Annotated in this window: 21 protein-coding genes, 2 pseudogenes and 1 other annotated feature; of the genes and pseudogenes, 19 read left to right on the plus strand and 4 right to left on the minus strand. The window is 44.4% G+C overall.

The features are described 5' to 3' along the window. The first annotated feature begins 54 nt into the window (after nucleotides 1-54). From IPP66_17675 to IPP66_17720, 10 genes and pseudogenes are all read left to right on the plus strand, one after another. Nucleotides 55-540 (plus strand): DUF4279 domain-containing protein, encoded by a 486-nt coding sequence (locus IPP66_17675; GenBank protein ID MBK9927102.1) that lies wholly within the window; start codon nucleotides 55-57, stop codon nucleotides 538-540. A gap of 161 nt (nucleotides 541-701) precedes the next feature. Beyond that, nucleotides 702-1,394, plus strand: a complete 693-nt coding sequence (locus IPP66_17680) for a hypothetical protein (GenBank protein ID MBK9927103.1) — start codon at nucleotides 702-704, stop codon at nucleotides 1,392-1,394. A gap of 193 nt (nucleotides 1,395-1,587) precedes the next feature. Next, nucleotides 1,588-2,637 (plus strand): ATP-binding protein, encoded by a 1,050-nt coding sequence (locus IPP66_17685; GenBank protein ID MBK9927104.1) that lies wholly within the window; start codon nucleotides 1,588-1,590, stop codon nucleotides 2,635-2,637. A gap of 171 nt (nucleotides 2,638-2,808) precedes the next feature. Beyond that, a complete protein-coding gene (locus IPP66_17690; GenBank protein ID MBK9927105.1) occupies nucleotides 2,809-3,702 on the plus strand; it encodes a hypothetical protein in 894 nt (297 codons plus the stop codon). Nucleotides 3,703-3,922: 220 nt separating this feature from the next. Then, complete coding sequence (locus tag IPP66_17695) at nucleotides 3,923-4,240, plus strand: hypothetical protein (GenBank protein MBK9927106.1); 318 nt, start codon at nucleotides 3,923-3,925, stop codon at nucleotides 4,238-4,240. 367 nt (nucleotides 4,241-4,607) lie between these two features. After that, nucleotides 4,608-5,315, plus strand: coding sequence for a hypothetical protein (locus IPP66_17700; GenBank protein MBK9927107.1), 708 nt, complete (start codon nucleotides 4,608-4,610; stop codon nucleotides 5,313-5,315). A 383-nt stretch (nucleotides 5,316-5,698) separates the two neighbouring features. Then, nucleotides 5,699-5,998: pseudogene (locus IPP66_17705) on the plus strand (DUF4279 domain-containing protein). Between the two features lie 174 nt (nucleotides 5,999-6,172). Further along, nucleotides 6,173-7,288 carry a restriction endonuclease gene (locus IPP66_17710; protein MBK9927108.1) on the plus strand — a complete coding sequence of 372 codons (1,116 nt, stop codon included), beginning with the start codon at nucleotides 6,173-6,175 and terminating at the stop codon, nucleotides 7,286-7,288. Between the two features lie 157 nt (nucleotides 7,289-7,445). Next, nucleotides 7,446-8,087 (plus strand): hypothetical protein, encoded by a 642-nt coding sequence (locus IPP66_17715; GenBank protein MBK9927109.1) that lies wholly within the window; start codon nucleotides 7,446-7,448, stop codon nucleotides 8,085-8,087. Nucleotides 8,088-8,277: 190 nt separating this feature from the next. Then, a complete protein-coding gene (locus tag IPP66_17720; GenBank protein MBK9927110.1) occupies nucleotides 8,278-8,976 on the plus strand; it encodes a hypothetical protein in 699 nt (232 codons plus the stop codon). A gap of 88 nt (nucleotides 8,977-9,064) precedes the next feature. Here the strand turns inward: IPP66_17720 and IPP66_17725 are convergent. Beyond that, a pseudogene (locus tag IPP66_17725) lies at nucleotides 9,065-10,013 on the minus strand (IS110 family transposase). A 92-nt stretch (nucleotides 10,014-10,105) separates the two neighbouring features. Here IPP66_17725 and IPP66_17730 point away from each other — a divergent pair. From IPP66_17730 to IPP66_17750, 5 genes are all read left to right on the plus strand, one after another. Next, complete coding sequence (locus IPP66_17730) at nucleotides 10,106-10,300, plus strand: hypothetical protein (GenBank protein MBK9927111.1); 195 nt, start codon at nucleotides 10,106-10,108, stop codon at nucleotides 10,298-10,300. A gap of 20 nt (nucleotides 10,301-10,320) precedes the next feature. Further along, a complete protein-coding gene (locus IPP66_17735; protein MBK9927112.1) occupies nucleotides 10,321-10,941 on the plus strand; it encodes a hypothetical protein in 621 nt (206 codons plus the stop codon). A 74-nt stretch (nucleotides 10,942-11,015) separates the two neighbouring features. Beyond that, the gene (locus tag IPP66_17740) at nucleotides 11,016-11,717 is read left to right on the plus strand and encodes a hypothetical protein (protein MBK9927113.1); all 702 of its coding nucleotides are present in this window, start codon (nucleotides 11,016-11,018) and stop codon (nucleotides 11,715-11,717) included. Nucleotides 11,718-11,753: 36 nt separating this feature from the next. Beyond that, entirely contained in the window at nucleotides 11,754-12,815 is a 1,062-nt protein-coding gene (locus IPP66_17745; protein ID MBK9927114.1) for a glycoside hydrolase family 5 protein, read from the plus strand. 37 nt (nucleotides 12,816-12,852) lie between these two features. Further along, on the plus strand, nucleotides 12,853-13,467 hold the full coding sequence (locus tag IPP66_17750; GenBank protein ID MBK9927115.1) for a LysE family translocator: 615 nt from the start codon (nucleotides 12,853-12,855) through the stop codon (nucleotides 13,465-13,467). A gap of 17 nt (nucleotides 13,468-13,484) precedes the next feature. Here the strand turns inward: IPP66_17750 and IPP66_17755 are convergent, their stop codons facing one another. The 3 genes from IPP66_17755 to IPP66_17765 are packed head-to-tail and all read right to left on the minus strand — an operon-like array spanning nucleotide 13,485 to nucleotide 17,840. Next, complete coding sequence (locus tag IPP66_17755) at nucleotides 13,485-13,919, minus strand: GNAT family N-acetyltransferase (protein MBK9927116.1); 435 nt, start codon at nucleotides 13,917-13,919, stop codon at nucleotides 13,485-13,487. Continuing rightward, a complete protein-coding gene (locus IPP66_17760; protein MBK9927117.1) occupies nucleotides 13,919-14,644 on the minus strand; it encodes a CDP-alcohol phosphatidyltransferase family protein in 726 nt (241 codons plus the stop codon). The genes IPP66_17755 and IPP66_17760 overlap by 1 nt, the downstream gene beginning before the upstream one ends. Nucleotides 14,645-14,696: 52 nt before the next feature. Then, entirely contained in the window at nucleotides 14,697-17,840 is a 3,144-nt protein-coding gene (locus tag IPP66_17765) for an isoleucine--tRNA ligase (protein MBK9927118.1), read from the minus strand. Between the two features lie 60 nt (nucleotides 17,841-17,900). Beyond that, nucleotides 17,901-18,138: a binding site (T-box leader), on the minus strand. Between the two features lie 135 nt (nucleotides 18,139-18,273). Here IPP66_17765 and IPP66_17770 point away from each other — a divergent pair. The 4 genes from IPP66_17770 to IPP66_17785 all read left to right on the plus strand — a co-directional run bounded on the left by IPP66_17770 (nucleotide 18,274) and on the right by IPP66_17785 (nucleotide 23,848). Then, nucleotides 18,274-19,767, plus strand: a complete 1,494-nt coding sequence (locus IPP66_17770) for an alpha-galactosidase (GenBank protein MBK9927119.1) — start codon at nucleotides 18,274-18,276, stop codon at nucleotides 19,765-19,767. Between the two features lie 60 nt (nucleotides 19,768-19,827). Continuing rightward, entirely contained in the window at nucleotides 19,828-21,435 is a 1,608-nt protein-coding gene (locus IPP66_17775; GenBank protein MBK9927120.1) for a response regulator, read from the plus strand. Further along, the gene (locus IPP66_17780; protein MBK9927121.1) at nucleotides 21,413-22,057 is read left to right on the plus strand and encodes a response regulator transcription factor; all 645 of its coding nucleotides are present in this window, start codon (nucleotides 21,413-21,415) and stop codon (nucleotides 22,055-22,057) included. The genes IPP66_17775 and IPP66_17780 overlap by 23 nt, the downstream gene beginning before the upstream one ends. Nucleotides 22,058-22,333: 276 nt before the next feature. Then, nucleotides 22,334-23,848 carry a S8 family peptidase gene (locus tag IPP66_17785; protein MBK9927122.1) on the plus strand — a complete coding sequence of 505 codons (1,515 nt, stop codon included), beginning with the start codon at nucleotides 22,334-22,336 and terminating at the stop codon, nucleotides 23,846-23,848. The last annotated feature ends 262 nt before the right edge of the window (nucleotides 23,849-24,110 follow it).

Here is a 24,110-nt window from a genome sequence, read left to right on the forward strand (position 1 = left end):
CAGCATATTGAATACCAAGACCCCTTCGTCATATTTGTCTTCGGACTATCATCAATGAATTCGATTGAACAAAACTCCCTCTTCGCCTACAATGATTCATATCCAACATGCCACTCGACACACGCGACATTGTGTGTCTATCTTCCTGACTCCTATGATCCAAATACGCTTTCTACAAAACTGGGCATACAACCTTCCAGGACACAAGTAAAAGGAGAAATCTACAAAGGCAAGGTACGAGAGTGGCCGACCGCATGGTTTCTAGAATCGGAAACCAAGCTTCAGTCAAAAGATATCAGGCGACATATTAGTTGGCTCATTGACCAAATAGAAGGTAAATCAGAATTTATTCGCCAGTTACAATCAGAAGGTTCTGAAATGAAAATATCCTGTTTCTGGGTATCAGCGTTTGGACATGGTGGTCCAATGTTGGATGCAGAGATCATGAAAAGATTGGCTGAATTGAATGTAGGAGTAGGTTTTGACATTTATTTCGATGGGGATGAACCTGGTGAAAATCAGGTTGCATCAAGGATTTAGAATGCAGCCCAACACAGCGTGCACCCGACGGGTGGGAGTCGCCGCGTTTTCAGGCAGTTTGCGTGGCTTGAAGTTGATCCCGGCAAAATGGCGTTTTCTCGTCCCGCCCACCCGCGGGTAACGCAAGCCGTTGGGTGCTAGGTCAGGAAGGAAACAAACAAGTGCATTCAGTTTCTAGGCTCATTTTCAAAACTATCGCTGGAGGTGTTTGGGGAGCCTTGATATTTCTAGGACTAGGTTCGATAAAAGAATTTCTAGAAATGTTTATTGTTGCCATATCTGGTGAGTCTGGTCTTTTCTCTGCCCTGCCCCTTAGTATTTTAAGCGGTGCATTTTTTCTTTTTTGGTTAAGTGGCGATTTCATCTTAATTGCGGCTTTTATTGGAGCAGAAATTGCATTCCTAAAAAATCTTCATAACTTTTTTCAGGTTGAAAAAAAGATTCATCAAGTTATACTCTTGTGTGCATTGGCTATCACGGTTTTCAGTTTATCCATCAAGGTTACAACGATTTTTCAAATTGAGTCCGCTTATTCTAGTTTCTGCTCAACACTCATAAAAAAAGATTATTCCTCCACATATGATTTTTTCACTCCAAAATACAGAAAGGCTACCAACTTCAATCAGTTCACCGAGAAATTTAATAAGTCCTCATTTGTATATGGCTGTGAAACAAATCAAAACTCTATGAAATTTGTGTCATCTTTCGGATATAAGGCTTCGGTTTTCCCTCGTAATACTTATACCGTAACAGTTCCTTTTTCAAGTTTTCTACAGGGACCTGAATTAATTATGAATAAAATCAATGGAAAATGGCTTTTTACAGGCGAAGAAAATTGGCATTACTTACCTTGAAATCAAAAAGGTGTTATCTGAAAATTACGCACCCAACAAAGCGTGCAGCGGACTTGTGGGACTCGGCGCGGTTTTCAAGCCTTTTTCTGGCTTCGGGTTTTTCCCGCTTCCGAGCAGAATCCACGCCCACCCACAAGCCGCTAACGCAAACCGTTAGCCCTCACTCAAAAAATTATCAAACATAAGAGATGAAATGCGAGAACCAAAAGATTGGGATGAAGAATATTTACTAAATCTGCCAATAGGCGAATTTGACTGGTTAGAAGTAAAAGGCAGGCGTGGTCTGGATTTAACGCTATCATCTGTGGATGAGAATGATGTCAAGTCAATTATGTCAAAGGCAATTTCAGCCTTTGCAAACAGTGGCGGCGGAAATTTAGTTTTTGGTCTCGCAAATCCAAATAAAAAATGGCAAATAGATGATGGTGGAATTGACCTTGCAATTAAAAAGCCCAATACTCGTGAATGGCTAGAAGACATTATTCCAACTCTGGTTGATTTTCCATTAAGTTCATTCAATGTTTATGCAATACAAGGAAAAGGCAGTTCATCACAGATAGCCGAAGGAAGGGCTGTATTTGTTATTGAAATACCAGACAGTGAACAAGCCCCCCATCAAGCTATAGACAATAGATATTACATCCGCGTAGGGGGGAAATCTAAACCAATAAGTCACAGATTGGTTACGGATATTTTTGGACGAAGGTCATACCCCAAAATCCAACTAGAGTTTATTGCCAAATCAACACTTTATTATGAGAATAGTTTTCGTATGCTTTCAGGAACCTTATCACTAGAAGAAAATCCTAAGAAACGCAAATGGGAATTAATTATTAGGGCGGTTAATTCTGGCAAGGTTTTTGCTCAATATGTTAATTGTTTTGTTCGTATTCCAGCGCCGCTTATACCAACAGATGAACTTAGGTTTGATTACAAAAACGCTGATGATTTTGAAGAAATAGACGGCGTAAAATACGTTGAGTGGTCTAAAAGTAATACTCGACGTGATGTTCTCAAAGCAGAACCGTTCGGGGTAAATCAATATGGCACTTCATGGTTTGACCCGATATTACCTAATTTATCTTTCGGGTGGGATTGGGACATTTTTGAAGGATTTGATAAAGAAAAACATGGCGACTTGAAGATCATATGGGACGTCTATGCAGATAATGCGCCCCCTCAAAGCGGTCATATTTTCGTCAAGGATATAGAAGTAGTATACGAAGAAGATGAAAGTGATTAGTAAAAACGGGCTAACACCGCGTGCACCTGACGTGTGGGAGTCTGCGCGGTTTACAAGCATTTTTCTGGCTTCGAGTTTTTTCTACATCTCAAGCATTGTCCACGCCCGCCCACACGCAGGTAACGCAAACCGTTAGGCGCATCTCTTGAAGTCAGGGATATTTGTAAAACAATGAAAATAGAAGTTGAAATAGACAACAAGGAAATACAACAACAAATAACTGAAGAATTGGATTACTTGCTTGTTGTCGCCGAATCTATGGAACCGCCGTTAAATATAAGTCAAATCATAGTGCCAGCAGATTTTGAAGCCAAAGTTAGAGAACTTTCAGAAGAAGATGGGTATAAATTTCAACGGGGGTTGGAAAACGAGAAAATCACCGCCGCTGCTAAAATAATAGAAGGCAAAGATGGCATAATCATTGTTTTAGCCCCTTTCATTTATCTTGCCGTTTTTGACATAATGGTACGTTGCTTTATTTTGACTCATGAATTTACTCATATTATGAATAAAAGCAGATTCCCTAAAATCCCTAAAAATTCATTTGCTTTAGAAAATTATCTAGAAAATCTTTATACTTTATTCGATGAGTATATGGCTGATAGATTTTCATTTCACATCACTGAACGGCTTTTTAATCCACCAACTGACACATGGAAAGAATATAACAAAAACGGATTTCTTAATTATTTAAATCCTGAAACTCACCCTGTATATTACGCACAAGTTAAATCAGAGATTGAGAAATTCAGGAATCACGGGGATGTTAACTTGTACTGGAATAGCGTCATTGAAACTGTGAATGTAATATCAATATCAACAGTTCATGGATTCGCCACATACCATCAACATCACGATGAATACAGAGATATAGATATACCAACCACCTCTTTTGTAGATGAAAAAACTCTGGCGTTGATGGATTATTTCAAAACAAAGTATGAAAATGCAGAAACGGACTTGAAAGACGGTGTAGTTCTAATGTCCAATTACTTAACTAACTTTGGCGTTAAATTTGAGGATCGTCCAGACAACAAAGGATATGTCTATGTGTTGGATATATAATGTGCTTTATATCAGCAAACGAATCTGGCGTTCATAAAATGCGCCTAACAAAGCGTGCACCCGACGCTGGGGATTCTGGCGCGATTCCAAGCATTTTTCTACGCCTTATCATTTTTCCAGTCGGACGGCGTTCCGCCGCCCGCCCCAGCGCGGGTAACGCAAACCGTTGGCTGGCTCGCTCATAGCAAAAGTACGCCAAAGTTCAATATTTGGAGAAAAAATGGACATAGATACATTGTCAAAGGGAATAGGTTTGTTTAGTTCCGCTCTCGCTGCCTTGAAGCAAGCGATAAGTCTTTTACCAGATAACGCGCATAAGGCAGACGCTGAAGCGGCATACGAGCGAGCGTACAGAGAGTTGAAAATTGCTGAAGCCGAAACAGCAAACAAATTAAAGTACGAGATTTGTCGTGCCCATTTTCCTCCCGAAGTAATGCTTTCAAAAGACGATAAGATTTGGGTTTGCCCAATTTGTGACAATAAGAAGGACAAAAGAGTATTTGCTCAGTCCTCAATTTCCAAACCTAACTCACTCTAAGAAAAATTGATGGTTAATCAACTTGATCTGCAATTTGGTGTTACGCTTTAGGTAATCCTCAAAATCGGTGTTCAGTTTTTTGTAGTTTTGAAAAGAGAGTTATTTGAGTAAAGGTTTTAGTTCGTTGCGGAAATCAAAGTTACATTCAAAATCAAGCAGATTTATGGGCAGGTTAGTTTACAACCAATGAGTCTCGCGTCCATAAAAGCCAGCCAACACAGCGTGCACCCGACGGGTGGGAGTCTGCGCGTTTTCAGGCAGTTTGCGTGGCTTGAAGTTGGTTCCGTCAAAATGGCGTTATCTCGTCCCGCCCACCCGCGGGTAACGCACACCGTTGGCTTGCCCCTTGCACAACAAAGTGAAAACAATGAAACGCAAAATCATTTCCATTCCCAAAGATAGCATTGCCAAAATATCAAAAAACCTTTGGAAAGGTTTTGGTTCTTCGCACTTTGGAAATTTAATAGGCTTGGCTTCTCTTGTTGTCACAATTTACTTAACGCTTTTCATATTCGATTACACAAATTCACAAGAGTTATCATCTGTTAGAGTGTCAATAGATGTTGTCCCCACAAGAATTTCTGATTTCGGGCAGAGATGGAATGTAACAGTTTCTTTGCAAAATTCTGGACCCGCCGATATTGAGGAAAGTAATTTTTTTATAACACTTCAAAAATCTCCTCAAATTAATCTGGTTGAATTTGGATATAAAGATTTTGTCGGGATAGTAAACGACCCATACTGGGGACGCTCATTACCTACACCGCCACCATCAGACTTTGGAGATTATGTAATAGCCTTGAGAGATTTTGAAAAAGGGGATAGTATGAATATTATGATGGTGTTCGATGTAGAAAGTGGATTAAGCGACACAATAAACGAACAATGGGACGCACTATCTATTAAGAAAATCACAGATATTGATGGTGGTCATTATTACGATTTTAGTCAAGTAGATAAAGAAAAATATGCTCTTTTGATTAGCAACTTTGTAAAAGGATTTTCAATGAGCGGTCAAAATGTTTCTTTGACAGGAATAATTTTAGGTAAAGATTTAAGTTCTTCGCAACCATAAAAGCAAGCCAACAAAGCGTGCACCTGACGCTGGGGATTCTGCGCACATCCCAAGCATTTTTCTACGCCTTTTCATTTTTCCAGTTGGACGGCTTCGCCGTCCCCGCCCCAGCGCAGGTAACGCAAACCGTTGGGCTGCGAACAGCATATTGAATACCAAGACCCCTTCGTCATATTTGTCTTCGGACTATCATCAATGAATTCGATTGAACAAAACTCCCTCTTCGCCTACAATGATTCATATCCAACATGCCACTCGACACACGCGACATTGTGTGTCTATCTTCCTGACTCCTATGATCCAAATACGCTTTCTACAAAACTGGGCATACAACCTTCCAGGACACAAGTAAAAGGAGAAATCTACAAAGGCAAGGTACGAGAGAGTGGCCGACCGCATGGTTTCTAGAATCGGAAACCAAGCTTCAGTCAAAAGATATCAGGCGACATATTAGTTGGCTCATTGACCAAATAGAAGGTAAATCAGAATTTATTCGCCAGTTACAATCAGAAGGTTCTGAAATGAAAATATCCTGTTTCTGGGTATCAGCGTTTGGACATGGTGGTCCAATGTTGGATGCAGAGATCATGAAAAGATTGGCTGAATTGAATGTAGGAGTAGGTTTTGACATTTATTTCGATGGGGATGAACCTGGTGAAAATCAGGTTGCATCAAGGATTTAGAATGCAGCCCAACACAGCGTGCACCCGACGGGTGGGAGTCGCCGCGTTTTCAGGCAGTTTGCGTGGCTTGAAGTTGATCCCGGCAAAATGGCGTTTTCTCGTCCCGCCCACCCGCGGGTAACGCAAGCCGTTAGGCGGGCTGTCCGCAATTCGTGAAAAAAGATAGAAAATACTATGAAACCATTTTCTTTAGACCATCTTACTCCAACAGAATTCGAAAATTTTTGTTTCGATTTACTTGGCGAACTTGGATTTGTCAACATATCTTGGCGGAAAGGAACTGGGCTTTCGTCAAGTCCATCCGATAGCGGACGAGATATTGAATGTAAATTAGAAGTAACAGACATAGATGGGAATAAATCTTTTGAAACTTGGTTTGTGGAGTGCAAGCATTACACCGAAGGTGTTCCTCCCACCAAAATACAGGGCATATTAGCATGGGCAACAGCAGAAAGCCCAGATAAAGTTTTGATTATTGCTTCTAATTTTTTGTCGAATCCAGCAAAAGATAGTTTGGTAAGTTACGAAAGGAATAATCGTCCTAAATTTAAAATAAGGTTTTGGGAAAAGCCACACCTTGAAAAAATGGCAATAGGATATTCGCAATTGCTCAAAAAGTATCGAATAGTCGGCGAATTCCCCTTTATCCAAATCTTGCATCCTGCCCATTTACTGTATATGAAAGGGCTACAATTTAACTCAATTAAATATTTATTCGAATGCCTTGATGGTTTAGATGTCAAAAAGAGAGACGAAATACTACATTGGGCGTACGAGTTCATCATAAAGCCTAGATACAGAGAAAGCACAAGCGAGAAAGAGACTCTTGGCGAATTAAGAATAGACGAAGTTTCCTATAATGTTTTTGAGAAAAAATGCAAACAAATCGTTGAAGAAAAATCTATAGGTGAAATACAACTCGTCTTTCTGATAATCAATATTACGCTTAACGCTTGGATAGCAATGGGAGACATTACTTCAGTTGACGAACCTATTCAAAAAACAAAATCTCTTATTGAGTTTCTCCAGCAATTAATTGACGATGATGTGTCGTTAGATAATATTGACGAGCATGCTATCGAGTTAGTTAAAGATAAAGAAGAATTGAAACAAATACAGACGCTACTGAAAGATGGTATGCCGCAAGTTCGAGAAAATACTCAACGACACTATGAACTATATGTGTATTTCTGCGAAAATGTAGTGGCTCGTTTGTTGCAAGAGAATCTACTTGAAAATTACAGTCAAGAATACCTAAAGAAAAGGTTTCTTGCAAAAAAGCCCGCCTAACAAAGCGTGCACTTGACGGGTGGGATTCTGCGGCATTTTCGAGCATTTTTCTACACCCAAGCAGAATCCTGCTCTCGATGTTTTATCCACGCCCGCCCACCCGCAAGTAACGCTTGCCGTTGGGCGCATAGCACAATAGAATACATAAAAGGTATATATGAATTCAAATCCTCTTTTTCAAAGTGTTCGAGAATGGGTAGAATTATTTAATTTACTCAGCGGGGTCATTGTTTGTGTTGCTGCAATTTATGGATTGCAACAAATTCGCATCATGAAAAAAGACATGCAAACAAGAAATGAACGCGCTGCCAAGGAAAAGGCAATCGAGTACGCGTCTCGTTATTTGTCGCAATACATTGCTTTGGCAAACGTAATGTTTCATGAACGCACTCAAAAAGGCATCCCAGGATATGATGGTCCAACTGGAGATTTTACAAGAAATTCCATTGAACCTAAATATTTACCAGACACCGCGAAACGACTAAACATGGATTCCGTCCTGCCCGCTTTAAACGAACTTCAAAGTATATCTTGTGCTTTTGTTACAGGTGTAGCCGATGAAAAGCTAGGTTTTTCTATCATAGGACGGACATATTGCTCAACTGTTGCATCTAAATACGATGTCCTTAGTTGGCTAAGGTCAAGTAATGTATATCCACATTATCAAAGTATTGTAGATTTATATAAAATCTGGTCACCACGCTTAACAAAGGCAGAACTAGAAAGTGCTCGAGAAAATATGGATAAGCAAATCTTGGCAATTCCTGATAAGGAAATACCGCCTATAGGTAGTTCATAAAAACCTATTGGCTTCTCGTAAAAAATGCGCCCAACAAAGCGTGCACCTGACGCTGGGGATTCTGCGGCAATCTCAAGCAGTTTTCTACGCCTTATCATTTTTCTGGCTGGACGGCTTCGCCGTCCCCGCCCCAGCGCAGGTAACGCAAACCGTTAGCCAGCTTAAGCAAAACGACACAGAAAGAATGTAGATGAAAACAATTCGTAACTACTTCTGGCAATTTGCTAGTACATTGCTTGCATTGATAGCAATATTTGCGACCTATAATGTTTTCTTTCTCGGACAAGCTAAAAAGGGATTGCAAGTAACTATCAACCCCCCTGTCTCTTTGGTTGATGTTAAACCAGAAGCCGTTAAAGATATTCAGGTGCTCTACAAGGGTGCGCCCATTGATAAAGCCTTACTCATCCAGGTGCAAATTGAAAATACTGGCAACCAACCAATTTCCGAAACTGACTTTAGCCGACCACTTTCATTTTCCTTTCCAGCAGAATATAAGTTATTAGACGCAACGGTTGTTTCATCCGAACCAGCTAATGTAGGAATGACAATAACAAAAGTATCTGAACAAGTTGCTCAAGCTAGCGCCGCTTTGCTAAATCAAGGTGATACCGTAACTTTTAGTTTCATAATAATTGGAAGCAATGGTGATGCTCTACCAAACAAACTCGTTGTTGATGGACGAATATTAGGGATAAAGGAAATCAAAAAGGTATCATCAACGAAACAGTCCACACCAGATTTGAGGGTAGCACTCGGTTTGGGTATTATTGCCTCTATCCTATCATCAATTATTTATGAATTCTTGAAGCAAATCCCTAATATATTTAAATCCCTTTTTGCTTCAAAATTCGCAAAGAAAACAAATGATTCCGAAAAGGACAGCTAAGTATCCGTACAATGCTGGCTAACAAAGCGTGCAGCAACTGTCTTGTGTGTCAAGGCAGTTGCTGTTTTTTTGGATCAAATGAAAGGAATCAAGCCACAGGCGAGTATCGGAAGGGTTGTTGATCTCGCATCATAGCATTGAGAATTACCAGAAACTTCCGCATACAAGCTGTGATCGCCACCTTCTTCTCCTTGCCTCGTTTCAACAAGTTCTCATACTGTGCCTTGATCAATGGATTGTATCGACACGCCACCAACGTCGCCATATACAACACACTCCGCACATTGGTTCGCCCACCTTTGGTCTTACGATAACCACGTTTCTTCCCGCTATCGTGGTTCATCGGCGCCACGCCCACTAATGCCGCAATCTTCTTCCCATCCAGCTTGCCCAACTCTGGCAGGTCTGCCAATAAGGTGGCGGTTGTTACGGGTCCCACGCCAGGAGCACTACTTAGGATGGCACTCTCTTCCTGCCACTCACTCTGTTTGTTCACGAACTGCTCGATCTGTTTATCCATTTCCTTCTTCTCCGCTTGTAAGACAGTAATGATCCGTTCAACTGAACCCCTGCACATTCGTCTGAACTGTCCGTAAACGGTTCTTTTCCGCCTTCAGCATCTCTTCCAACTGCCTACGTCTCACTAACATGCCGCTCAGTTCCCGCTCCTTCTCATCTTTCCCCTCATACAGCCTTGGCTTCACCCGCTCCCCAAACACCGCCAGCACTTGCGCATCCAGTTTGTCCGTCTTGGCCAGCAGTCCGCAGGCACGCGCGAACTGTCTCACTCGTGACGGGTTCACCACTGCCACCGCCAACCCACAGCGAAACAGGGCATCCACCACTGCCCGTTGGTAACCACCAGTCGCTTCTACCACGATCAACTCTGGTTGCAGTTTCTGCATCTGCTTGATCAGGTTGGCGATCCCTTTTCCATCATTGTTGACTTGGCTGGCTTTCGCTTCCCCCATCACCACAACATCTAATTTGTCTTTGGCAACATCGATCCCGACGAACTTTCCGCTACTAGTTGTCATTTGTTTCTCCAATCCGTATAATGGAGTTGAGCCCACGCTAGTATTCGGTCTTTGAGACCTTTCAACTGTTCGGGCTCTCCCGACGATAGGACATGGCGATCCTGCTGCACGACGGTCTCCACGGACCTACCCGACATCGATCTGCCATGTCCTTCTTAAAGATACTACCTGACGCTGGGGATTCTGCGCACATCCCAAGCAGTTTTTCACGCCTTATCTTTTTTCTGGCTGGACGGCTTCGCCGTCCCCGCCCCAGCGCAGGTAACGCCATCCGCTGGGCAACATAGCATGAACAAGGAGAACAAACTTGGAAGCCATCATGCGCACGGACGAGCATCATATCGCAAAGCATAACAAGATCTTGGGAATTAAGGATGATGATATTCAATTAGTATTCCTCGGCGACTCATTGACCAGAAGATGGGAAGACTACATCGACATATGGACTAAATATTTTGCCACGTATCATCCAGCAAATTTGGGCGTCGGTGGAGACTATCTGGAGAATATCAAGTGGCGCGTATTACATGGGGAACTGGAAGGCCTGCACCCAAAAGTAATTCTGTTGTTAGCTGGGACAAATAATCTTGACAAAGATACAGAAGCAATGATCGTGAATGGAATCAAAGAGATCGTCGAGATCATTCAGGGAAAGCTCGTGAACGCCAAGGTCGTTGTTCTCGGGCTATTCCCAAGGAACAGCGCTGAGGCAGGGATAAATTACGGGCAGAAAATCATCGATATCAATCAGCAGTTGGCTGCGGAGTATGTTGACACTGAAGTCATATTCAAAGATATTGGTGCAATGCTGACAAACGAACAGGGAAATGTAAATACAGAGATCATGCCAGACGGTTTACATTTGAATGGCAAAGGATATGAGTTAATTGGGCCGAAGCTAAAGGAAATCATAGAAGAGGTGTGGTAGAAGTAAGTTAACGAACCCGCTACTTAAGCCGTCGGTCAACTATAATAATATGGTCAACATGGAAAAAACAAATTATGTTGGATAAACAAAGCATAACTCAAGACAACCTGCATCAAAAAGTAAGCGGCATTGGCTTTGTGGTTGGAGCGTTTCTGCTCGTTCTAGGGAGTCTCCTACTCCCACGCGCATCTGACCTAAGTGATGTATTAGCTCAACAGAAAGTATATGCTGAGCAAGCGACATTGTTACAGGGCTGTGCTCTCCTGCTAACATTTGGCTTTTGGGCAATACTGATTGGCATATCGGGAATTTACCACTCAGTCAGACTTGAGGGCGCTGTGTGGGTTCGCCTGGGTTTTTATTTTCATTTGATAGGGGTTACTCTCTGGACAATGGGCATGACTTTAGATATATCCTACCCGGCAGCGATCACCAACTGGCTTGCATCACCCGCCGCCAGCAAGGATATAGCCTATAGTGTTGTCACGGTGCTATCACCCGCTGGTTTTGGACGGGGAACATTTCCCATGAATGTAATGGTAAATTGGCTGGCTTTCACGTTTTTTGGTATCGGCATGATTCATAGTTCTACCTACCCTCGATGGTTAGGTTGGTATGGTGTTCTCTTGGGTATTTCAGGATTGGCTTTAGGAATCGTAATGACTTTTACAGGTCGTGAAGCCCTTATTAATGTCTTTGTAATTTTGATGCTACTTAGCATAGTATGGTGGCTGACTTGCGGAATCTGGGTGTTGCGAAAAGCCATGGTAAGTTGAATATATTTCTGAAAAAAATAAGAAAAGGGTAAAGTTATGAAAAAAGAATCATTGAAAATTGGCATTAACTTAGGAGGGTGGATTTCTCAATATAAAGAATTTGATCGTCATCATTTTGATACTTTCATTACAAAAGACGATATTCGTCAAATTGCGGACTGGGGCTTTGACCATATTCGTTTACCAATCGATTACCCAATTCTTGAAGACGATACCAACCCTGGCACATATCACGAATCTGGTTTTGCATATCTCGACAACTGCCTGACTTGGTGCCAAGATAATGGACTACGTGTGATTTTCGACATGCACAAAGCTCCAGGTTTTAGCTTTACTAACACTCTGGAAGCCGAAATGAAAGAAATCAACACCTTGTTTACAGAACCATCCATGCAACAACGTTTCATCAACTTATGGGTGGCTCTCACTCGCCGGTACCTTGGTCAGGCCGAAGATGTCCTGGCTTTTGAACTACTTAATGAAATGGTATTACCAGATAGTGAGCCGTGGAATAATTTAGCCCAACAGATTATCAATCACATACGGGAAATCGATGCCCACCGCTTGATCATTATCGGAGGGAATAACTACAATGCGGTAAATGAGTTGTCCAATATTCATACAAACCCTGATTCAAACTTACTACATACCTTCCACTTTTATGAGCCGTTAGTAGTAACCCACCAGAAAGCGTATTGGGTAGTAGAGATGGAACAGTTCAGCTACACTGCTAACTATCCAGGCGAAGTTCCTGAGTTGGCTCAATTTTTAAAAACACACTACCCCGTTCATATCCCCAGATACGAACACTCCTTTGCTCGCCAACTAGATCGGCAGTTCCTTGTTGATATGTTAAAACATGCAAAACAATTTATGGAACAAGAAAATAAGTCACTCTATTGTGGTGAATTTGGCACTATTGATCTGGCGCCTATGCAAACCCGCATCAACTGGGCACGAGATTTTATTGACGTCCTAAATGAGTACAAAATTGGATATGCATATTGGAGCTACAAAAAAATGGATTTTGGTCTCGTGGATCAAAACGGTAATCTGATCAATGAAGAGTTGTTAAAAGTTGTTACCCAACAAAGATAACTTCAGTTTCATAAAATAAGTTTACGAGAGGTAGAAAATGTTCAAACCTGAATTCCTTCTCGCTTCACTAATTGTTGTGTTAATTCCAGGAACAGGAGCTGTTTACACAATTACCACTGGAATAACTCTCAAATGGCGAGCCAGTCTTGCTGCTGCCGTTGGTTGCACACTTGGAATTATTCCGCATATCCTAGCAACTGTCTTAGGACTCTCAGCAATACTGAACATGAGTGCGCAAGTCTTCTCCGTCATAAAATTAGCGGGATCTGCGTATTTGCTTTATCTTGCATGGAACATGTGGCGCGAAGCAGGCACGCTTGAGCTCAACAAGAAAAACGCAGAGACCAGCGTGTCGCAAATAATAGCCAAAGCAATTGCAATCAATCTGTTAAATCCTAAATTAACGATCTTTTTCTTCGCTTTCTTGCCGCTTTTCGTCTCTAAAAATTCATCTTCGCCAACTTTGGAAATGATAATGCTTAGTGCTGTCTTCATGGGCATAACATTTATCGTGTTCGCATTGTATGGAATTTTATCAAGCAGTGTCAGTGCGTATTTGATGAATTCATCGAGAGCAATAAAACGCATTCAACAAGCGTTCGCAATGATACTTGCTTGTTTTGCAATTCAATTGGTGTTTAGCGAGAAATGATCTCTATTTGCAAACCATTACAACGCATAATAATATGCGTTTGTCTCACGCCGCTTGAATCCCATCGCTAAATACAACTGGTTCGCTTCCACCCTTTGCGGATTGGACGTAAGTGCAATACCACTCGCCCCCGCCTTCCGAGCAACATCCATAGCATCCTGTAAGAGCGCTTTTGCAATCCCCATGCCACGATACTCTGCATCCACAACCACATCTTCCACAATGGACCGAATCCCTGTGGGCACACGATAGATCGAAATCGTGAGCATACCGACGATGCGAGTATCTTCATCCGATGCGCGGGCGATCAGCAAAGTGGATGCATCTGACTCAACTAAAATGGCCAAGTCAGAGCGAGGCGGTATCGGCTTATGTGCTCCCAAAAACGGGACCAATCTGCATACCGCCTCATAGATCTCATCTGTGACTTGTAGGGCTTTTTCGATTCTCATTACGCGGGTTGTTTGGTGGCGCCCAATTTGGGAAAAATACTCATGACAAAATAATACACCACATACAAGAACGAAGCAGGCGCTACCCATGCAGGCACATCAGGGTACTGCAATAATCCCCAGATTCCCACTGCGCCGTATAGATACGTAAATGCCAACGTGAAGCGGCGAAGGCGGTTATTGCGACTGGGATACAAGAACTTGATCGGCACGAACACGAGGATATTGCAGATCACTAACACCACCAAGTTGATCCACGGATTTAACTTCAACAACATCATATACAACACAAGGAAATTCCACACAGACGGAAACCCCTTGAAGAAATAGGTCTCGTTATCAGTCTTGGCATCGGTCTGCGTGAACTGAAAACCAGAAGTCAACAACATGGAAATCGCGCCTGCCATTTCAAATCCTTGCGGCACAAGGTTAGGCACTTTGATCAACAACAAAGACGCAACCACCACATAATTCAAATAGTCAATGATATTATCGAGCAGACCGCCATCGATCCACGTTGCATAGGTCTTCACGTCAAACCAACGCGCCAGCATTCCATCGAAGCCATCCACGAACATCGCGACGATGATATACACAATGGCGAGTTTAATATTTCCATCCCAAATGGCGAGCAACGTCAAAAATCCCCACACGGCTCCTGTAGCCGTGAAAAGATGCACGCCATTTGCACGCATTTTTCGCACCCATAGTGGAAGTTTTTGCATATCGTTTCACCTCAAATGATAAGAGTCGGGAGCAAGCTCCCGACTCCCTGTTTTATTTCTTGACCACACCCGCTTTGACAGTTTCACCGTCAAATGAGTCTTCCACAATGGATGCCCCTTCAGGCGGACTGCCAAACATGAGGTCAGATGTCAGCGTTTCAGCAGTGATGTAATCCTTATGCGCCTCAATAGCGGACCTCAAGCCTGCGGAGGCCTCGACGAACAACTCTATGCGATCGGCCACATCCAGATCAGCACTCTTCCGAAGGTCTTGCACACGGCGGACAAATTCTCTCGCCAAACCTTCCTGCACAAGTTCAGGCGTCAACTCAGTGACGAGTGCCGCTACATACGGGCCGTCCTCAGCGACAGCGAAACCTTCCTTCGCCTGCGCCTTCACTTCAACTTCCTCCGCAAGGATGCCATACTCAACATCTTCGAGCGTCACCTTTACAGGCTGACCAGACATCAACGTGCGGGCAACATCTTCAGGGTTCAACGCGAGGATCGCCTTTTGCAAAGCAGGGAATTTATTCCCATACTTCTGCCCCAACTGCTTGGGCAACGGCTTGACTGCGTGCGATACAGCTTCAGTCGCGGCATCCAGCAAACGGACTTGTTTGACGTTCAATTCATCAGTGAACAGGTCGGCATAGGTTTCAACAGCTTTGCGCTCGTTGGCATTACCAAGTGAGAACGCCACTTCGGCCAACGGCTGACGTACTTTGCGATTCGCCTTCTGACGGGCGGAATGCCCGAGCGAGACGAGTTTCATGACGAGGTTCATATCGCTGTTGAGCATCTCATCGATCATCTCAGTCAACACCTTGGGCCATTCAGCGAGATGCACAGACTCAGGTGCAGATGAATCCACCGAGCGGACGAGATTCTGGTACATTTCGTCGGCAAGGAAAGGCATGGAGGGCGCAAGCAACTTCGAGATTGTAACAAGAGCCGTATACAAAGTGGAGTAAGCGGCCTGTTTGTCAGAGTCCGATTCAGATTTCCAGAAGCGACGGCGGGAGCGTCTCAAGTACCACGTGGACAATTTCTCCACGAAGCCTTCGATCGGGCGCGTCGCGTTTGGCACATCATATTTTTCGTATGCTTCCGTCACGTCACGGACGAGCACATTGAGTTCCGATAACAACCAACGGTCAAGATCACTCGTTGCGATCGGGCTGGTGGTGACGGTGGGTTTATCGAGATTCGCGTACGTCACGAAGAACGAATACACATTCCACAACGTGAGTGTGAAACTTCGAATGACCTCACCCACCAACTCTGAAGAGAAGCGACGTTCCTGTCCTGGGGGAGACGCGGTGTAGAGATACCAGCGGAAGGCGTCGGCACCATTGACGCTCAACACATCCCACGGAGCGATGATGTTGCCTTTCGACTTGGACATCTTGAGTCCTTCGCCATCGAGGATGAGGCCGAGACAGATCACGTTCTTGAACGAAACATCATCATTGAGCAACGTGCTGATGGCGTGGAGGGAATAGAACCAACCGCGTGTCTGGTCAACGGCTTCGCAGATGTAATCAGCTGGGAACTGTTGCTTGAATTTATCCTGATTCTCAAACGGATAGTGCCACTGTGCATACGGCATGGAGCCTGAGTCGAACCACACGTCGATCAAGTCCGGGACGCGCGTCATCTTGCCGCCGCACTCGGAACAATCCCAATGGACGTTATCCACATACGGACGATGCAAATCAAGTTCGCTGAGGTCCTTGCCTGCTTTTGCAGAAAGCTCAGCCACTGACCCGACACCTTCACGATGTTTACAACCAGCACACTCCCAGATCGGGAGCGGTGTACCCCAATAGCGTTCACGGCTCAAAGCCCAGTCGATATTGTTGGAAAGCCAATTACCAAAGCGACCTTCCTTCACGTGCTCTGGAACCCAGTTGATCGTGTTATTCAGGCCAACGAGTTTATCGCGGAATTGGCTTGTGCGGATGTACCACGACTCACGCGCGTAATAAAGCAATGGAGTCTTACAACGCCAGCAGAACGGATATGTGTGAGTGTATCCTTCCCACTTATAAAGCAGACCACGAGCGGTCAGATCTTCGATGATAAGCGGGTCGGCATCTTTGACGAACACACCGCGCCACGGAGTCACTTCGTTCATGAACGTGCCATTCGGCAAAACGGTCATCAACACGGGCAAATCATATTTCTTGCCCGTCTCCATATCTTCCTGACCGAATGCAGGAGCCGTGTGAACTAAGCCTGTGCCATCTTCGGTTGTGACGTAATCAGCGGTCACCACGTAATAGGCAGGCTTGTCCACAGGCATGAAGGTATACAAAGGCTGGTACTTCATTCCATGAAGCTTCTTGCCTTTGAACGTATCAACGACTTTAACTTCTTCTTCACCGAACACCTTTTGAACGAGTGCCTTGGCAAGGATCAACTTCTCTTTCGTGCCGTTGTTATCACGTTCGATGGTGACATAGTCTACATCGGGGTGCGCGACAACAGCCACGTTGCCAGGCAACGTCCACGGAGTCGTCGTCCACACCAACAACGAAGTATCAGGCTTATCTACCAGTGGCATGCGGACAAAGACCGATGGGTCGGTCGCATCATCGTAACCGAGGGCAACTTCATGGTCAGAAAGAGGCGTGCCACAACGTGGGCAATACGGCACAACCTTATAACCTTTGTAGAGCAGGTCTTTATCCCAGAAATTTTTCAAGATCCACCAGATCGACTCGATGTAGTCGTTGGTGTAGGTCACATACGCGTCTTCGAGGTCCACCCAATACGCGATGCGGTCGGTCATCTTTTCCCAATCTTGAATATAGGTAAAAACGGACTTACGACAAAGCTCATTGAACTTATCGATGCCATATTCTTCGATCTGCTGTTTGTTGGTAAAACCCAACTGCTTCTCAACTTCGATCTCAACCGGCAGACCATGCGTATCCCAACCGCCACGGCGCGAGACGTGATAACCGCGCATGATCTTGTAACGCGGGAACATGTCCTTGAACGCGCGCGCCAACACATGGTGCACGCCAGGCTTTCCGTTTGCAGTTGGAGGGCCTTCGTAAAATACATACTCGGGTCCGCCTTTGCGTTGTTCAACGGTCTTCTTGAAGATCCCGGCTTGCTTCCAGAACTTCAGCACGTTCTCTTCCATCGAAGTCACATTGAGTTTTGAATTAACAGGTTTAAACATAGTTCGTCTCCTAGTTTCCTAGTCAGGTAATCTTGTATTAAAACAAAAACTCTCATCTCTAACAGAGACGAGAGAAATCCCGCGGTACCACTCTGGTTCTTTGTCAACGACAAAGCACTCCATGGACGACTAACATCATCCTGTTCCTGTAACGTAGAACAACCACGGCTCGCTTACTTTTGAATTTCAGCTTACGGCTCCGAGATGATTTTCGATCTGCTCTGTTGACCTGCTCGCACCAATTCCGCAGGCTCTCTGACAACTTCTCAGATCTACTCGTTCTCTTCACTGCCTTTGTGTTTCAAGCATTATGCCACAACTCAATTTGACCGTCAACAAATTAAGCAGGATAATTCGACACATGAGTACTCTTCATATCGACGCCGACGCAATCCCAGAAACTTCACATCACCAAATTCTCACCGCCTCTCACGTGGACCTGAACCTGCCCCAGCCTCCGAAGCGCTTTTTCCGCCACGGATGGCAATCCTGGACGTTCACTTCTTGGCTTGATCCATCCGAGCCACCGCTCCCCGTCCGTGTCCCTGAATTCCGTGTTAAGGATGAGGATCCCGCTTACGCCTTTCACAAAAACCACATCAGCGCGTGGGTCGGTGCTGTGGAAATGGGCGAAGACGATATCATTCTCATTGGCGCATTAGGCTTGGGCGGTCGTGTTGAACTGGATGGGCACATGCTCAAAGGGTTTTATGAATTCACAGAACAAGATAATAACTCACCCCAAGAATGGCTGGTCGCCCGTGGAAAAGAAGACGATGTCTTCGAAAAATATACAACCGCTCTTGAAATGAAGTTCGGGAAAACCCGTTTCGAGAAAGCACCTCGTGTTTGGTGCTCATGGTATTCCCTATTTAAATGGATTAACGAACCCATCCTCACGAAAGCCTTACACGAATTGGGCGACCTGCCTTTTGATGTCTTCCAAATTGACGATGGCTGGCAGGATAACAGCGGACATTGGAATGCAGGCAAAAACTTCCCTTTGGGCATGGATGCATTCGCTGACAAGATCAAAGCCACTGGCCGCACCGCAGGGATTTGGCTTTCGCCTTTTATTGTCACTCCAAATTTAAACATCTTTCACGATCATAGTGATTGGCTTCTCCGCGATGAACATGGGAACCTTGTCCCTGCGGGCCTGAACTGGACAGGCTCGACGTATGCACTGGATATCACTCACCCCGAAGTTTTAGATTGGCTCGATACACTCATCCGTAAAGTGGTTGGTTGGGGATATGAGTATCTCAAACTTGATTTTCTTTATGCAGGTGCGGCAATCGGCAAACGCTATAAAGATATTCCGCGTGAGGAAGCATATCGCAATGCCATGCAGGTGGTACGAGAAGCCGCAGGCGATGCATATATCCTTGCGTGTGGCGCACCGATCATCCCATCGCTTGGGTTATGTGATGGCATTCGTATTGGGCCAGATGTCAGCCCGTATTGGCTCAACAGAGCCATGACTGTTTGGCTAAACAACCCCAACGATACATCCACGCAGAATGCCATTCGGACCAGTATTCACCGCTTGTGGCTAAAACCGCTTGTAAATATTGATCCTGACGTGATGTACTTCCGTAGGAAATATAACGCGCTCAAACCATGCGAAAATCAATTACTTGAAGATCTAGGGATACTTACAGGGTTCAAAGCCACTTCCGATCTGCCGAGATGGTGGAAACTTTCAGAGAAGGAAAAGGTTCAGGAATTTCTGGATACAGATTCAAAGGTCCAGAAAAAGAGGCGATATCAATATACAATTGATGGGCGCAATGTGGATTTTAGTCCTGCAATTCCAGTCACAACATCAAACTTGGAAATCCCAGTCTGGCTGGCAAAATATACAGGGCTATTGAAGATCGTCTGGTATCAGGCACTACCTGCCATCATTGAGAGTTGGTTTTAATCGCATTGCAATGCAATTCAATTCTCAAATAACGGAAAGCTTTCAGGTATAAGATTTATCATGCCGGTCAGAATTTTGATCATCGAAAACAATAAGGCAGTTGCTCAAGACCTCGCCAGCCGTTTAGGTAGGTTTGGATACGAGGTCGCTGGCATTTGCACGTCTGGCAGTAAGGCGATGCAAACCATCAAAGAACTGGAGCCCGATCTGATCGTCATGAATACCCGTCTGCAAAAAGGGATGGATGGGATTCAAACCGGCAAGCTAGTTCGAGCCAAGCATAATATTCCCATTGTTTACATGGCGCAAGTGGCCGGGCAGTCAACTATTCAACAATCGAAAAGTGCGGGGCCATTCGGGTATCTCTTCCTCCCGTTTTCAGATAAACAAATATTCACAACCCTAGAGATCGCCCTGCTACGAAACCGCTACGAAAAGGAGATCCAACGGCAGGCAGAGCGGGCTCAAATGCTGGTGTTATCGGCTGAGCAGTTTAATTCAAACTTGGATTTCAAAACTGTACTGAATACTATTTGTGTTCTCACACACAGAACACTTAAGGCATCGGCCACCGGCATGTTTCTGCTAAACGCCCAAAAGGATACCTATTCTCAAGTTGAATTCATAAGCAAAGTTGTCTCACTGCAAAAGTACAAGGAACTACATTTTGAACTCCCGATATCATTCGTCAACTCTTTTCTCTCGACGAAGAAGCAAATTCTCGTTGTCGAAGACATAAAGAGAGTCAAACGAGATCTGCCTTATGCGCAAATGATCCGCGATGAGAATATTCAAAGCGTGGTGATCGTCGGTGTATTTCATCAAAAGGTGTTGTTGGGGGTTTTGGTCTCGAGCTTTATCAAACCACCGAAATCTCTGCAAAACGCAGACCTTGACCTATTAAGAGGTCTTGCTGATCAGGCGGCCATTGCCATCACCAATGCAAATTTATTCAAACAGGTGCAAATCGGGCGCGAATACCAGCGAAAGCTGGCAAAAAGTATTGTCAATGTTCAGGAGGAAGAAAGACGACATATCGCGCGGGAATTGCATGACCATCTAGGGCAGGTCTTAACGGGTCTACAGTTCATGCTTGAGAATACCAAGAATCAAACTGGGGATAAGCAACGAACCGGTATTGAAGAGATCCAAAAGGCAATCGGTGAAGTGATCGGGCAAGTACGGGAAATGTCACTTAATCTACGTCCCAGCATGTTGGATGATATGGGCTTGTTACCCACCCTGCAATGGCATGTGGAACGATTCGAATTACAAACAGGTATTCACGTTAATTTTAAGGGATACAATCACGAAGGAAGGTTCCCGCAAGAGATCGAGACGGCCGCCTACCGGATCGTCCAAGAGGCTCTCACAAATGTGGCTCGTTATGCAAAAGTAAAAGAGGTGTTTGTAGGCCTCTTGGTTCAAGAGGAAACACTTTGGATCGAAATACTCGATCAAGGAGCTGGGTTCCATCAATCGGTAGACACGAACAAACCGACTTCAGGATTAAGCGGAATGCGCGAGAGGGCCAGTCTGGTTGGCGGCTATATCATTATCGAGTCGTTTATCAACCAGGGTACACAGATCGTAGCCGCCCTCCCGCTTACCAACAAGCCACTTGAAAGGAGAAAGATTGAGCGCAATCACGGTCGTGCTGGCAGATGATCACCCAATCGTCCGTCAAGGACTACGTCATTTATTGGACAGTAACCCGGAGTTCCACGTAGTCGGAGAAGCCGGCGATGGGCTGGAAGCAATCCATTTGATCGAGACTTTGAAGCCAAATGTATTGGTTGTGGATATGATGATGCCGGGTCTAAACGGACTGGAAGTTTTGCGTCAACTTAAGAAGCTTTCACCTACCACCCGATCCATTGTCCTCTCTATGCAAAGCGCAAATGCATATGTCGTAGAAGCTTTGAAACTGGGAGCTGACGGATACATACTCAAAGAAACAGGTCCCAGTGAACTAGTAAATGCAATCTATGCTGTCATACAGGGAAACCGATATATCAGCGAGAAATTGGCCGAACGTCTTGAAGGCACAGGCCGACAGGCAAATGAGGCGCCTCTGGACACTTACCAAACTCTTACCGCGAGGGAACGTGAGATATTGCAACTCATGGCTGAAGGAAAATCCAGTGCTGAGATCGGGGAGAAACTTGTAATTAGTCCGCGAACTGTTGAAGTACATCGCAGTAAAGTTATGAAAAAGCTGGCACTACATAATATGGCAGAGGTGATCAAGTATGCGATCAAACGCGGTATCTTGCCCATAGACGAGTAATACAAATAAGATAAAACGATCTGTAAATAGTTTATGTAGACAGACACCTGCACTCCAAGGTGTCTGTTTTGTTTTCAGTTGCAATGATGTTTGCCTATAAGCGAACGTTATGCCTTATCTACTTTTAGGTGCAATACAACTCTCTAGGGCCCTTCGCACCTTACAGGCCTGTAATCTTTCTGCAACTTAATATAAGTACGTATACGTATCTTCATTCAGGACAAGTTCAGGCAAAATATATTCGGATAAATCCATATTAATGAAAGGAGCCATGTGATGAAATCCAATCGTTTATTTCAATTGATATTAATACCCATTACGCTCATGGCACTTATCGGGTCAGCTCAAACCATTGATGCCCCGACCAAAGCTCAACCAGAATTAATTCAACTGGCACTTGCAAATCCTAATCAGGATGTTTCCGTTATTGTACAAAAAATTGGCAACTCCACCTTGCCAGAAGCAGAAGTTACAAAGCTAGGCGGTAGAGTCGCTGGCGATTTAAGCATCATCAATTCGTTTTATGCGGAGACAACAGCAAAAGCGGCCGTTGAACTATCGCGTGTGGATTCAGTTCGATGGGTCAGCTTGGACGCGAAGGTCAATTCATCTGCTTGTTCGCAATGTATCGACACAAAAAATCTGGCGAGCTCTTATATCTCCACGATCCGTGCAGATAAAACCTGGAATACAGACCCAACTTATCTTCAAGGAAAAGGCATAGGAATCGCCATCGTCGATAGCGGTGTCAATTCAACCGGTGATTTTTATACAAACGCAGGCACAAACCGCCAGATCGCCAATGTCCGTTTCAACACTGACTACAATCAAAGCGCTACAGATGGATACGGCCATGGAACTCATATTGCAAGCGTGGCAGCCGGTGACGGAAGCGACTCGTCTGGCAAGTATATCGGCGTGGCGCCGATGGCCAATGTTATTAACGTCAAGGTCAGCAACGACGATGGAAGCGCAAAATCGTCAGACGTTATCAAGGGCTTGCAGTGGATCTTGAATAACAAAGATACGTACAACATACGCGTTGTAAATATATCTTTCAATAGCACTGTTGCCGAATCATATAACACCAGCCCGCTAGATGCGGCAGTGGAAGTTCTCTGGTTCAACAAGATCGTTGTTGTTGTGTCTGCAGGTAATCAGGCAAATGGAGTTGTATACCCACCAGCCAATGATCCGTTCGTCATCACTGTTGGGGCTACAGATGATAAAGGTACAACATCCCTTAACGATGATATCGTTACATCTTTCTCCGCTTATGGAACAACTGCAGATGGTGTAATCAAGCCTGATCTTGTTGCGCCCGGCAAAAATATCATCGCCCGAATCGTCAACATGAATATGGGTATTGCCAAAGCCCATCCCGCAAACATAATTTCCAACAGTTATTTCAAGGTCTCTGGCACTTCTGTATCCGCACCAATGGTTAGTGGAGCGGTTGCGACCTTGCTACAAGCAGAACCTAATTTGAATCCTGATCAAGTAAAGTATCGGTTGAAATCCACAGCCAATACAAATTGGAATGGTTATGATCCAACTAAAGCAGGCGCCGGGTATTTGGACATCTTTGCGGCAACAAGGACAAGCACTACAGACACTACCAACACCGATCTCCTTCCCAGTCAATTGCTTACTACAGGCTCAGAACCCATCACATGGGGCAGTATTGGCTGGAACTCGATCGGTTGGAATTCAATTGGTTGGAACTCGATTGGATGGAATTCAATCGGTTGGAATTCCATAGGATGGAATAGTGACTACTGGGGCCAATAAGGCTCAACCAGTTTTCAGATTCACTTCTTACTATCGCATCAGGACGTAATTACAAAACAAGGAATTTACCATGCACCATACATCACAGGTCATTTTGGCTACAGTCTTGTGTATCATCGCTGTAGTTGAATATTCAAAAAAAACATATACACACTACTGTCTATCAACAGTCAGTTGGAACGGGTAAATCCTACGCAGTCAAAAAAACAAGGACCTTCGAGGGGAAGCCTCGAAGGTCCTTGTTTTGTCAGCAGGCTATATG

Origin of the sequence: Candidatus Defluviilinea proxima (assembly GCA_016721115.1) — a bacterium.
GTDB classification, from domain to species: domain Bacteria; phylum Chloroflexota; class Anaerolineae; order Anaerolineales; family Villigracilaceae; genus Defluviilinea; species Defluviilinea proxima.